The 13338-nt window shown below is 57.9% G+C and carries 11 protein-coding genes; 2 read left to right on the top strand and 9 right to left on the bottom strand.

The annotated features are described in order from the left end of the window. Positions 1-14: 14 nt before the first annotated feature. Genes SOP85_RS17150 through SOP85_RS17140 form a run of 3 tightly spaced genes read right to left on the bottom strand, consistent with a single transcriptional unit; the run spans position 15 to position 2655 of the window. On the bottom strand, positions 15-1253 hold the full coding sequence (locus tag SOP85_RS17150; protein ID WP_323627612.1) for an MgtC/SapB family protein: 1239 nt from the start codon (positions 1251-1253) through the stop codon (positions 15-17). A gap of 45 nt (positions 1254-1298) precedes the next feature. Then, entirely contained in the window at positions 1299-1541 is a 243-nt protein-coding gene (locus tag SOP85_RS17145) for a hypothetical protein (RefSeq protein ID WP_323607598.1), read from the bottom strand. A 40-nt stretch (positions 1542-1581) separates the two neighbouring features. Beyond that, positions 1582-2655 carry an NAD(P)-dependent alcohol dehydrogenase gene (locus SOP85_RS17140; RefSeq protein ID WP_323627611.1) on the bottom strand — a complete coding sequence of 358 codons (1074 nt, stop codon included), beginning with the start codon at positions 2653-2655 and terminating at the stop codon, positions 1582-1584. 272 nt (positions 2656-2927) lie between these two features. Here SOP85_RS17140 and SOP85_RS17135 point away from each other — a divergent pair, with 272 nt between their 5' ends. Both SOP85_RS17135 and SOP85_RS17130 read left to right on the top strand, forming a co-directional pair. Further along, the gene (locus SOP85_RS17135; RefSeq protein ID WP_323627636.1) at positions 2928-3848 is read left to right on the top strand and encodes a universal stress protein; all 921 of its coding nucleotides are present in this window, start codon (positions 2928-2930) and stop codon (positions 3846-3848) included. Positions 3849-5216: 1368 nt separating this feature from the next. Then, the gene (locus SOP85_RS17130) at positions 5217-6680 is read left to right on the top strand and encodes an aldehyde dehydrogenase family protein (RefSeq protein ID WP_166619386.1); all 1464 of its coding nucleotides are present in this window, start codon (positions 5217-5219) and stop codon (positions 6678-6680) included. Between the two features lie 89 nt (positions 6681-6769). Here SOP85_RS17130 and SOP85_RS17125 read toward each other — a convergent pair whose 3' ends face one another. The 6 genes from SOP85_RS17125 to gabT all read right to left on the bottom strand — a co-directional run bounded on the left by SOP85_RS17125 (position 6770) and on the right by gabT (position 13155). Beyond that, a complete protein-coding gene (locus SOP85_RS17125; protein ID WP_166619385.1) occupies positions 6770-8113 on the bottom strand; it encodes an OprD family porin in 1344 nt (447 codons plus the stop codon). 66 nt (positions 8114-8179) lie between these two features. Continuing rightward, positions 8180-9385 carry a DUF1624 domain-containing protein gene (locus SOP85_RS17120; RefSeq protein WP_151143015.1) on the bottom strand — a complete coding sequence of 402 codons (1206 nt, stop codon included), beginning with the start codon at positions 9383-9385 and terminating at the stop codon, positions 8180-8182. A 26-nt stretch (positions 9386-9411) separates the two neighbouring features. Further along, positions 9412-10182 (bottom strand): DUF4198 domain-containing protein, encoded by a 771-nt coding sequence (locus tag SOP85_RS17115; protein ID WP_323627610.1) that lies wholly within the window; start codon positions 10180-10182, stop codon positions 9412-9414. Between the two features lie 394 nt (positions 10183-10576). After that, the gene (locus SOP85_RS17110; protein WP_027616181.1) at positions 10577-11065 is read right to left on the bottom strand and encodes an Lrp/AsnC family transcriptional regulator; all 489 of its coding nucleotides are present in this window, start codon (positions 11063-11065) and stop codon (positions 10577-10579) included. A gap of 45 nt (positions 11066-11110) precedes the next feature. Continuing rightward, on the bottom strand, positions 11111-11767 hold the full coding sequence (locus SOP85_RS17105; protein ID WP_151143019.1) for a 2-haloalkanoic acid dehalogenase: 657 nt from the start codon (positions 11765-11767) through the stop codon (positions 11111-11113). A gap of 95 nt (positions 11768-11862) precedes the next feature. Next, entirely contained in the window at positions 11863-13155 is a 1293-nt protein-coding gene (gene gabT, locus SOP85_RS17100; RefSeq protein WP_323627608.1) for a 4-aminobutyrate--2-oxoglutarate transaminase, read from the bottom strand. Positions 13156-13338: the final 183 nt, after the last annotated feature.

Here is a 13338-nt window from a genome sequence, read left to right as displayed (position 1 = left end):
ACGCACGATCTCAATCAGAGCAAAACCATCCCCGCCCACAACGCCAGGGTCAGCATCACTTGGCCCGGGATCACGTAAGCGGCGAAGTGTCGCCCGCCGCTGACCCACGCCACCACGCATTTGCTGATGGAGTTGCTGCTGATTGCAATCAGCACAGGCCCGACAATGGCATCGAAGGGCAACTGACCGGACTTGGCCAGCGTAGCAATCGACGCCGTGGAGGCGTGCGCATCGGCAAAACCGCTGATCGTGGCCGTCAACATCACGCCCACCTGGCCGAAATGGCTGAGCATCACAGACGAAACAAAGGTGATGCCGGTCATGGTCAATGTGACGATTAGCGCCAGTTTGAGGTTGAACGCCCCACCGACTTCGATCGGCTGGTTGGTCACGGCCGCTGGTTTGGGAAACATCAGGCTTATTCCATATAACGCCGTGGCGGCGGCTCCGGACATCAATGGCCCCCACATATGGCGCAGCAAACCGGGGTCGACCGCCCCCAGGATCAGGCCAACCTGCGTAACGGTAGCCAAATTGGACAGGATCGCGGCCGCGCTCAGGATCTTGATATTGTCCGGCTGCCGGGCGACGAGATGGCCCATGGCAGCGATCGTCACGGTGCTGGAAGCGAACCCGGAGGCGATGGCGCTGATCGCATATCCATAACGGGTTCCCAAGGTTCGAACGGCGATATGCCCAACCGCTCCCACCGCCATAAGCAATACGGTCAGGCTGCAAATAGTGCGCAGATTGATCGCAGCATAGGGGCCGATAAAACGGTCAGGCACCAAAGGCAGCACGACCAGTGCAGCCGTCAAGAGGATGAGGCCGTCACCTAGCTCCGCATCAGTCAATTGGCTGCGGGCAAAGTGGTGAAGCTTCTCTCGATAAGTCAGCAGTCCCGCCAGCACCACGCCGACAGCAATCGCCAGTTCGGGGCTCGTGGCGCACAACGCACCCAGCACTAACACCGTCAACAACGCCACTTCGCTGGTGACCCCGGGATCGTCGCTCAGGCTTCGCCAATAAGCTACGGTGACGAGCAATCCCAGAGCGATGGCCACGATGCCCACCAGTAAACCACCACCGACCTGCATCGCCACATAACCCAGCAACGCCGTAATGGCGAACGTCCGTAAACCGGCACAAGCTCGGGTCTCGCCCTGCCCCTTGTGCCGTTCGCGTTCAAGACCGATGAGCATGCCAATCCCCAGCGCTGCAGCTGCACCTGTCAGCCCAATGGCTGAGTTCATTGGGTTGTCATCTGCTTGAACTGCGCCCTGAAATGGCTCACATCGTTACTCCACGGGGTCGGCGCAAACACGTTTGCCATTGGCGTTAGCCGTTTGACGGCCGGGCATCTGTCTTGCGTCATTTGCCAGACCAGCGCCACTTGGCCAGACATGGGGTGCCGCGATACGTGCCTTGAGCAGGCCCACAAATGCCTGCGCTTCTCCCAGGCTGTTGAAGTTCACTTTAAAGGCATCCATGCACACGACCCAGCAATGGCTTGCCGGTTTCTCCGCGATATCAATGATCATAGAGACCTCCGTATTGCTTCGAGAATCAGCGCGCACAGCTTCACGGCGTAATCGCGACCTTCATGACACCGTCCCGTTGGTGGGCAAACAATTCATAGGCCGCTTCAATATCATCGAGTTTGAAGCGGTGGGTCACCAGCGGCGACAGGTCCACACCACCGCTCTGCACCACCGCCATCAAGCGACGCATGCGCTCCTTCCCACCCGGGCACAGGGTAGTAACAATGCTGTAATCGCCCAACCCTGCAGCAAAGGCGCCCAGGGGAATGCGCAGATCGCTGGAGTAGACGCCGAGGCTCGAGAGTCGACCACCCGGACGCAGAACCCGCAACGCGGATTCGAACGTGCCCTGCGTACCCAGTGCCTCGATGGAAACATCGACACCACGGCCATCGGTCAGCGCCATGATTTGCTCGACCACGTCGCCGTCCTTGAAATTGACGACATGGGTTGCACCCAAACTTCGTGCGACGCTCATGCGCTCGGCCACAGTATCCACGCCAATGATCGTCGTCGCGCCTTTAAGCCGCGCACCCGCGACCGCGCAGAGTCCGATGGGCCCCAGGGCAAACACCGCAACGGTATCGCCAATATTTACCTCACCCCGCTCAGCCCCGGAAAATCCGGTGGACATGATGTCCGGGCACATCAATACCTGCTCGTCACCGAGCCCATCGGGAATGGGGCATAAATTGGCAAGTGCGTCCGGTACCAGCACGTACTCGGCCTGGCAACCGTCGATGATGTTGCCGAACTTCCAGCCACCGGTGGCGCGAAAGCCGTGGCGGGTATCTGGACCATCCTGTGAACCGCAGCCACACAGGCACGCGTAACTTTGTCCGCTGGGAGTGATGGCACCGGCGATGACCCGCTGCCCTTCGAAAAATCCGCGCACCTGCGATCCCAGCCGCTCAACAACGCCAACCGGCTCGTGGCCCACGGTCAACCCTTTGGCCACTGGATATTCACCGCGCAGGATGTGCACATCGGTTCCGCAAATCGTGGTGGTGGTAATACGGATCAATGCGTCCAGCGGCCCAACTTCAGGGACGGGTTTGTCTTCCAGCACTATCCGGTTCTTTTCAACGAAAACAGCCGCTCTCATGGTTGCCATGGTGATCCTCCTTTTCTTATGTAAGCCAAGGTCTGTAAGAGCCCAAAGACTGCGCCGGGGAGCCAGACGAAAGATTGATAATGGTCAACAATTTCGACACTGGACCAAGCCCGGACAACCGTGCGTCGGGCAACACCATCCTTTCCCCTCCCTTTGATAAAGATCAAACCCGATGCCCTGCACTGCGGCAGGCTAGGTTCAAGGCTTCACTGCCCAATAACGCCGCAGCCATTGGGGCGAGCGATTGCACCATTACCCACCGGAGGTTTGTCATGACTGATCAATCACGTTTCATGCTGGTCGCCTCGCCATTGATGGAAAACAGCCCAGCCTTCGACCGTGCCGCCGCATTGGCCAAAGCTTCGGGCGCCGCCCTGCACATTGTGGCGTTCGATTACCTTGAAGGACTGGCGACAGCCGGAATGGTCAACGAACAGGCGCTGGAGCAGATGCGACTGGGCTATGTCGAGCGTCATCGCCAGTGGCTCGAAGACCAGGCCCGCCCCTTGCGTAAGATCGGTGTGCATGTCACCACTGAAGTCGTCTGGGTCGAAAGGCCGTTGCAGGAGATCCTCATTCATCTCAAAGAACAGCCGATGGACGTATTGATCAAGGCCCTGGAGCACGAATCTCTGTTGTCACGCCTGATGTTCACGCCACTGGATATCCACCTGCTTCGCGAATGCCCGGTGCCCCTGCATTTTGTCAGTCATTTGCACAATGTCTTGCCGCGCAAGATCGTCGCCGCCGTCGACCCGTTTCATTCTGATGACGAATACCAAGGCTTCAACGACAGAATTTTGCGTGAGGCCTGCAAACTGGCGAGCACCTGTAATGCAGAACTGGACGTGATCTACGCGCATGACCTCTCAAGCATCAGTGCGGACGAATTCGGTTTCAGTAATGGCTCAGGGTTTTTCTCCTCGGGAAAAGCCAAATCCCTGTTCGACGCGCAGGCTGATGCGTTTCGAAACCTTTCTGAGCGCAACGGTATTCCGCCGGAACACCAGCACATGATCATGGGCAATCCGGCCAAAGTGCTTTCCAGTTACGCGCAGGCCTACGACATCGATGTGATTGTCATGGGACGTGTTGGACATCGAGGCATGGAGCGTTTAATTGGCAGCACGGTGGAGCATCTGCTGTACAAGTTGCCCTGCAGCGTGTGGGTGGTTTCCCCAGAAAAAATCTGAACGATGGATAAAGCCGTATAAAAAATAGGTCATGGGAGAATGAGGAATGAACGCTCAACTGACCGAACCGGCCAAATTGTTTCTTGTGTGCCTGCTGGCATTGGTGCCACGTTATGGCAGCGGAGACAGAAATACCTACTCAATCCTCCTCTAGCCAAGTTACTGCTTCGAATGAGGCGGACGCCAAGCAGGCTTTCCATCAGCGACTGATCAAAGTCCTCGATAAATTCCCTAAAACATGGGACAGGATCGAGATGCTTGATGGGGGAAAAACCGATGTGCGAACGGCGCTCTACTACTGAGAAGATGCCATGCTGACCAACTACGACGAGGTTGCCAAAGACACTAGATCTGTCGTCAGAGCGATTCTGAAAATATTGTTGGAGGACGGGCACGACCCGTCGAAAGATTACTACTTCATCGTGACCCATGCTTATCAACCGGCGGGTACTGGCGAGACAGGGAAACCATTGACGCGCAAAAGTCGAGCTATGACCGGGAGGGCGATCAGATCAAGTACCGCGATCCGACTAAATACTAGGTATCAACCGAAATTGGCCGAATTCTACCAGCGCCGACCGGCTGCAATGGGTCGATTTCGCTAAGTTTCGACAGGCAACAATCGGCCAGAAGCAGTCGTTCGCAAGCCTGTTGCGAAGCCCTGGCACTATCGTCGATTTAAATCCTTAGTTTGATCTGGTCGAGCGGCAGCTTTGCGAGATGAACTTGTGTCTGGAGGCTACTGCGCCACACACACCGACTCTCAATGCCACGGAGCTGGGCACACTGCTCTATGCAGGGATGGGCTTCGTCGACTTCGCGCGAATCCAATAGCATCAAGGTGTACCAAAAACACCGGCGTTGATCCCGTTGATCAAGGGCTCGCATTATTGCGTAATAGGCCCGGCCGATTACCCAAGGCTGATTGAATTAGCCAATGCGGTTAGTGGCCTTAACCGAACCAGGGCACCTAACAATTTTCTCCCATGGCCGAATACGTGGCCGGCATTGACGTAGGTGGACAGCTAAAAGGCACTGCTTTACACCGTCGTTTTTGACCGTGGCCACATCATTGGTCCGGATGTCGCCAAAAATCTAGAGCAGGCCAAGGGCTGACTAACCGCCTTTTGCACTTGATACCTGGCGCGTTCGTTTCGACACTCTGAGCGATTACAAAGTTAGCCCGTGAGATACAGCAGATTATCCCTTGCCGACTAAAACAACGGCATATTTTGCCTGAGCTCTTTTGCTAGTTTATTGAGATGACAGGGCCCGGGGATGTGTTGGCTGCCACAGCGCTGTCCTGACTCGCAATCTCTCCCGCTCTGCTGTTCGCAGCGCCTATTTCCGCACTAAGGAGCTAGCTGGATGACAACTCAATCTTCGAATAGCTATCGCGTTGATCCACAAACGTCTCACCAGTTTTATATCAACGGTCGCTGGTCTTCCCCGGCAAGCCCTGCGAGCTTGCCCGTGGTCAATCCGGCCAGTGAAGCCGTTGTGACAGAGGTCGCCCGAGGGACTGCCGAGGATGTTAACCGGGCAGTGGCGGCGGCCCGTGCTGCGTTTCCAGGTTGGGCTGCCACCAGCGCAGAATCGCGCGCGCTTTTTCTTGGAAAGATCTACGACCTCATCCTTGAACGCAAAGAAGAACTTGCGCAGGCGCTCTCTCTGGAAATGGGTGCGGCGATCAGTTTCTCACGGGCCATGCAAGTGCCTCTAGCGGCTGAACACGTGCGGGTCGCCCGTGATCTTCTGTCCACCTATCACTTCCAGACGGTTGAAGGCAGCACCGCGATTGCACGCGAACCCATCGGCGTCTGCGGTCTCATCACGCCGTGGAATTGGCCGCTCTATCAAATCACCGCGAAAGTAGCCCCGGCTATCGCTGCCGGATGCACAGTGGTCCTCAAACCCAGCGAACTGTCGCCACTGAGCGCCCTGCTTTTCGCGCAACTGGTGCACGATGCAGGCCTGCCCCCGGGGGTCTTCAATCTGGTGAATGGCAGTGGTCCCGAGGTCGGAGAAGCCATCGCTGCGCATCCCGATATCGATATGATTTCGATCACCGGCTCGAATCGCGCGGGCGCGCTGGTGGCGCAGGCGGCCGCCCATACAGTCAAACGCGTCACTCAAGAACTGGGAGGCAAATCGCCAAACGTGCTGCTCCCCGATGCCGACTTCGCCAAAGTCGTGCCACTGGGCGTTATGACTGCGTTTCGCAACGTAGGACAATCGTGCAGCGCACCGACCAGAATGATCGTGCCAAAGGACAGGCTGGCTGAGGTCGAAGCGCTGGCTGCCGCGACCGCCAATGCGATTATCGTGGGTGATCCCCAATCGGAACACACGGTACTCGGTCCGATTGCCAACGAGGCTCAATACAAGCGTGTGCAAGAAATGATCGAGGCGGGCCTGAATGAAGGTGCAAAACTCGTTTGCGGCGGTCCCGGTCGCGTAGCGGGCCATGAAACGGGCTTCTACGCTCGGCCGACTGTTTTCTCCGAGGTGGAATCATCCATGCGTATCGCCCAGGAAGAAATCTTTGGGCCGGTACTCTGCATCATTGCCTATGAAACGATCGATGAGGCTGTCGCTATCGCAAACGATACGGTGTATGGACTGAGCGCCCATGTTCAATCACAGAGCCTTGATCATGCACGTGCCGTAGCCTCGCGGATCCGCGCTGGACAAGTGCTGCTGAATCACCCCGCCTGGAATCCAATGGCGCCTTTCGGTGGCTACAAACGATCCGGTAATGGTCGTGAGTTTGGTGTCTACGGGTTTGAAGAGTATCTCGAAACCAAAGCCATCGTTGGCTTTGGTGAGTGAAACAAACCGCACAAAAAAGGGGGGCAGTTAGCTGTCCCCCTTTTTACTTTGCAACTACCACGATCACCTGAGCACGTTACGCATTTCTTTCAGAACTTCCCACCCAGCGGATACTCGATCGCCAGACGAATCTGATTCGCATCCAGCTCCGCCTGTGCGGCATTGCCACGATGGACCGCATGGCGCAGGTTGAATGCGAGGTTCTTTGCCACCCCCGACTGCACCACGTACCTGGCCTGTAGGTCCCGCTCCCAGTGTTTACCTCCCTGCCCGTACCCAAGCCATGTGTAACCGCCGTTGGGGTCCATGTGGCTGCCGTCGATGCCGCTGCCGCGTACATAGAGTGCACCGAAGGTCAGGCCGGGAACGCCGTATCCGGCCATGTTCAGGTCGTAACGGGCCTGCCAGGATGCTTCCTGCGGTGCATTGAAGTCGGACAGCGCGACGGCATTACTCAGGTAAATCGCACCACGGGTGACATAGTCGAAAGGCGTGTCGCCGTCGACTTTCTGATAGCCCACGCCGAAGCTGTGGGAGCCGATCCGATAAGTCGTCAGTAAACTCCAGGTGGTGTTATCGATCCGGCCGGACAAGGCTTTGCCGGTATCCTGAGTGCGATATAGATTCAGGTCAAAGGCCAGATCCTGGCCTTCCACGACCGGCTGGGTGTAGATCGCACCAAGGTACTGCTGACGCCAGGTGTCCTCGTAGAGCGCGCTGAACAAACTGGCATTGAGCCCTTTGAGCGCCGTGTTGCGCACGCCGACCAGGTCGAAGCTGTTGCCCTGCTTGCCGTTGGAGTAATTGACCACAAACCCCTGGTCGTGACTGGTGGCATTACGGTCGGTGCTTTCATTGAAGTGCCCGCCGTACAGCGTGGTAGCGGGCAGTTCGCGACTCGTCAGCAGCCAGCCGGTGGCGGTTTCGGGCAGCAAACGGCTGTCGGATGAGCCAAACACCGGGGTTTTTACCCGTTGCTCGCCGTAGCGCAATTCAGTCGAGGAAAAACGCATTTTCGCCACGGCGCCACCGCGACCGATCTCTTTCTTGGGATGGCCGTCATTGTCCACGCCGAGCAGCCGCGCCTTGCCGGCCCGCCCGCCTCCGCTGTCCAGTTCATAGCCGGAATAGGCATGGGCGTCGATGCCCAAACCTACGGTGCCACGGGTAAAACCGGAGGCGACGTCAGCCATCAGGCCATAGCCCCATTCTTCGGCGAGCTCGCTGCGTTCTGCGCGGGGCTTGAAGGCATTGCGCGCCCCGTTGCTGCGCGAGCCGTGTTCATAGTCGCGACGGTCATAGACGCTGCGATTGAGCAGGCTCCACTGACTGTCTTCGATAAAGCCTTTTGCGTTGTCTTGCTCTGATGCGCAGGCGAGCAGGGACTGCCCGCCCAATGCCAATAGCAGGGTATGCGTCGATAAGGTTTTCAAAGTGCAACTCCACAGAAATGGGGATCTGCAAGGTGTCCCGCCAGACGGGGGACACCTTTGGGCGCCTCAGAGGTATTTGAGGATCGCGATGTCGCGACGGCGCTGTTTCAGTGCGGCGAACCAGCGTGTCGGGAAGAACAGCAACACGCCGAGGATCGCACTCCACAACCACACCATGGGCAGGCCATCGAAGCCGTAGTACGCGCCCTGATTGGCACCCCAGATGGCGACTGCTACCAGGTACATGGCCTTGAGCACATACAGGTGCAGCAAGTAGAAGAACATCGGCGCCCCACCATAAATGGCCAGCGTCGAGGTGGACCAGCGATCCTGCATCTTCTCGAATAACGCCAGCAGCAGGAGACTTAAACCCAGGGTCGGCATCAGGAACATCAGCGACGGCGGGTACTTCTTGGCGCTCATGAAACTCATGAAGGTGCGCAACGAGTCACCGGTCTGCACCCAGGGTTTCTCGCCATAGACGTTCAGGTAACGGATGAACACGAAGGCCACCAGAAGACCAACGCCCAGCTTGAGCAGGCGGGACAAGCGCTCGCTCGGTTCCATGTCCTTGCCGAACCACGGCCCGATCGCCCAGCCCAGCACAATCACCCCGATCCATGGCAACACCGGGTACGTGGTGCGAGCGCGGGTGAACTCGGTGATGTCGATGAACACCCGCTGGTGCAGGATCGACCACGGCACAAAGAACGGCGACTCCGGCCCCACGGTCACGTTATCGAGCAGGTTGTGCCCGGCAACAATGGCCACACCGAGCACAATCAGCCAGCTGCGCTTGAAGTGCAGCAACCCGGCCAGCACGATCATGCAGATGCCAATGCACCAGATCACCTGCAACCAGAGGGTCTTGGGCGGAAACTCGGCGTTCCAGGCGAAACACACGAAGGTGATTTCCAGAAACACCAGGAACAAACCGCGCTTGAGCAAGAACACCGAGGTTTCACGGGCCGTATGTTTCTGGCTATAGAGCCAGGCCGACAGGCCGGTGAGGAAGATAAACGCCGGGGCGCAAATCTCGCTGAGCATTCGGGTGAAATACAGGTCCGGCGTCACGCTTAACGCGTCAATTGGATCGGTGACCTGGCGGTGCAACAGAAAGGTTTCTCGTACATGGTCAATCAGCATCAACAGCATGACAAAACCACGCAGGGCGTCGATCGCCAGCATCCGCGTGTTGGCTTTTACCTGAGTGGTGGCCAGCGCAGGGGAAATACTTCCCACCTGCCCGGCCAATCCTGAGGATTGGGACATATTGGTAACTCCTGTAGGGACGGAGGTCAGGCTTGTTTTTTCAGCCGGGCGACTTCGGAGGCTGGCAGCTGCGACGGTGCCCGTGGCAACGACGGCTTGCCTTGCACCCGATAGAACGACAGCGTGGAGCTGAAGCTCTTCAGGTCAAACGGTTCAGTCTTGCCGTCGGGACTGACACGCTCACCAGAGGTGCGATCCTTGTATTCGGCAGCCACCACATAGGTGCCCTGCCAGGGCAGATCGAAGCTGACTTTGCCTGACTTGTCGGTGCGCTGGGTAACGACTTCGCCCGAACCGGTCTCGAGCATAACCTCTTGATCTACCAATGGTTTTTTCGAATAAAAGACCTGGAACTGGGCCTTGTTGCCCTCGACCTGTCCGGTGGGCACGATGTCCAGCGTGAGTTCCGGGGTGCGCGCGCGCAAATCGCCGACCCAACGGGTGGCGGGCGTCCAGTAGGTCTTCAGTGCCTTGTCCGCCTCGTGGGAATCGAAGATCGGATAATGCGGGTCCTGGGCCAGCAGCGAATCATCGCTCTTGCCCTGATGGGCCACCGCGAAGGCCTGACGCTGCAAGGTCAAACTCAATGGCTGTGATTTGTCGCCGACTGACCAGCCCTTGAGTTGCCGGAACCGGTCCATCCCGCCCGGCGTAACCTCCAACATATTTTTGTCATACTCGCCGTAGTACAAAGATAGAGATTGCCCGGGTGGTTGTTCGTACCAGATCTGGTGCGCTTCGCTGCTGCCGGCCAACAGGAAGATGCTGTAACCCAATAGTGCTTTTGCGTTGCTCATTCGCATTTTTTGGCTCCGATTGGTGTTATTAAACGATTCGTTGCTGACGCTTCATCCTCCCGAAATCAGCGACATCACAAACCGCGTCCCTCTCTCCGTACGCATTACAACTCAGAGACTTTGGCGCTTTGCTCCGAAAATGGCGCATGCGGGGCAATCGGAAACTGTTTTTGCAGGTAGAAACAGATGTTTATGCGGCTTGCGCGAGGATGAGGCGTGTTTGCGGGTTTGAGCGGTTTGATGTCCAAACACAGTGCATCGCGCACCACAAAACAACTGTGGGAGCGGGCTTGTTAGCGATGACGTCAGCACATCCGGCATCCATGTGTCAGACGTACCGCTATCGCTAGCAGGCTAGCTCCCACAGTGGGGATTTATGTTGGTTGAGGGGATTTCAGTGCCGCAGCAATTTACGCAACGGCACGCCATCCTTGAGCACGGGGGATTTGATGACGATATAACTGAAGTACTTGGAGATGCCGATGTTCTTGTCCAGCAGGCTTTCGATCACTTCCTGATAGTGCTGGATACTGCGGGTCATGAAGCGCACCAGGTAATCGTAGCCACCGCTGATCAGATGGCATTCGAGCACTTCATCCACCAGGCGAATATTGGACTCGAACTTGGCGAAGTCTTCGCGCTTGTGGTCACTCAAGGTAATCTCGGTGAAGACCGTCACCGACTCGGTGATCTTGGCCAGGTTCAGGTGTGCCTTGTAGCTGGAAATGTACCCGGCCGATTCCAGCCGTTTGACCCGTTGCAGGCAGGGGCTGGCCGACAATCCCACGGCATCGGCCAGGCTCACATTGGTCATGCGCCCGTCCTTCTGCAACTCAACCAGGATACTGATGTCGATGCGGTCCAGTTTGACTAAACCTTCCATTGCGAACCTCTTGACTGCCATTTGTAAGACAATCTTCTAGCAAAATCAGCGCCGTAAAGACAGCTGATGTTGAGCCACCAGGTCCGCCATGCTGTTAATGCAGTAGTGCCCGGCACAAGGCGTCGGCTGTGCGACCCGCTCGCGACAGATCAGGCACACATCGACTCCCGCCTGTCGACTGGCTGAAGGCCGGGTCACTTGCAGGATCAGGGCAGGCTCAAGTTCGTTGCTCTTCAACCAATCCGCATCCTGCAACGGGTCGCTGGCCAACGAGACGAAGTCCTCGGCCATGATCCCCAGGCGCTCACAGAGCACTCCACGATCCTCGGCATCCCGATCGCCCTTCACCAGCAGCCGATAGAACTTGCGCAAGTACAACATCGCTCCCGGCGCGTCCTCGAACAACGACCAGCCAGCCACCGAACGGGCGAAACTCATGCCCTCCTCCCAACTGGCTTTCTGCCCCCAGCGCTCGGCCAACTGGCGATGGGCGAAACACAGCAGTCCACTGAAACCCAGTTCGCCAAAGCGTGGATACAGTGCCCGCACCACCTCGCGAAATTCAGCCAGCACCTGTTCCTTGTCCGGGTGTCCGCCCCGGCTGTCGAGCAGCGGTTGCAGCGCCGCCCAGACCCCCGAATCGCGATCGACCAGGACCTCATCGCAATCGATGAGCAGCGCTCGATAATCAGTCAGCCCCATGGTGTACATAGCCTCCGATGATGCATTCGATCAATCCATGCTCCATAAACGCTCACGGGCGATGCCTTGCAGCACCGCCCGGAGTCGGCAGCACGTCAGTTCAAGACCCGTGCCAAGGCCGCTTCCAGAATCTGTAGCGCTTCATCAACCTGTGCTTCGGTCGCCACCAACGGCGCGAGGAAGCGCAGCACGTTGCGGTACACGCCGCACTTGATCACCAGCAAGCCACCCTTGCGCGCTTCATCGATCAGTCGCTGGTTCAGATCGGCGTCCGGTGTGCGGGCCTCGTCGTTCTTGATCAGCTCAATGGCGAGCATGAACCCGGTGCCGCGCACATCGCCGATTTGTGGGTAACGACTCTGCAAGTCAAGCAGTCCTTGGCGCAATTGCTCGCCCAACACGTCACCGCGCGCCAGCAACTGTTCCTCTTCGTAGGCATCAATGACCGCAAGTGCCGCCGCGCAGGACAACGCGTTGCCGCCGTAGGTGCCACCCAGCCCACCTGGCAACGGCGCGTCCATGATCTTGGCCTTGCCGACCACACCGGACAGCGGCAAGCCACCGGCCAGGCTCTTGGCGACGGTCACCAGGTCTGGCTGGATGTCCGCGTGCTGGAAACCGAACCACTTGCCGGTTCGGCCGAACCCGGTCTGGATTTCATCGAGGATCAGTACGATGCCGTGTTTCTCCGTCAGCGCGCGCAGTCCCTGAAGGAACTCTTTGGGTGCCGAGAGGAAACCACCATCACCCTGCACCGCTTCGATGATGATCGCAGCGACCCGCTCCGGCGCAACCTGGGTGGCGAGCAATTCGTCCAGCGCCTTGAGCGCCATCTCGCTGGTGACGCCGCGATAGGCGTTTGGATACGGCGTATGGAACACCTCCGGCGCGAACGGCCCGAAGTTCTGTTTGTACGGCTGGCTCATGCCAGTGAGGGTGCTGCCCAGCAAAGTCCGCCCGTGGAAACCACCACGGAAGGCAATCACAGCCGAACGGTTGGTGTGAGCCCGGGCGATCTTCACCGCGTTTTCCACGGCCTCGGCGCCGGAGGTAAAGAACGCGGCTTTATAGGCCTCGTTACCGCCGATCATTTCGCACAGGCGCTGGGCCAGATCCAGGTAAGGCTTATAGGCAACCACCTGGAAGCAGGCGTGGGAGACCTTTTGCAGTTGCGCCTGAACCGCCGCAACCACTTTTGGGTGGTTGTGGCCAATGTTCAACACGCCGATGCCGCCGACAAAATCCAGGTATCGCTGGCCGTCCACATCCCACAATTGGGCACCTTGGGCGCGATCGATCACCAATGGATGAGCGGTCACCAGGCCCCGCGGCACGAACTGATCGCGCTGACGGAGCAAATGAGGGGTTTGGTCGACTTTGCTGTTCATGGCATTTCCCATCGTGAGTCCGGCAGCCCGGAGGTAATTGGTGATTTCCGATGGTGTCCAGATTAAGGCTTGCGCGGAACGAACTACGCCGAACTTGGCTTCTCAGAAATCCGGATCCACTGTTTTCACCCTGCCAAACGGCAGATTCCTTCAGTGCGCCGAATATGCTGCAGGCCTGCCGAT

The organism is Pseudomonas sp. YuFO20 (genome assembly GCF_035064975.1).
Classification (GTDB): domain Bacteria; phylum Pseudomonadota; class Gammaproteobacteria; order Pseudomonadales; family Pseudomonadaceae; genus Aquipseudomonas; species Aquipseudomonas putida_AE.
The sequence above is the reverse complement of the archived record's forward strand: the minus strand, read 5'-3'. Positions and strand labels throughout refer to the sequence as shown.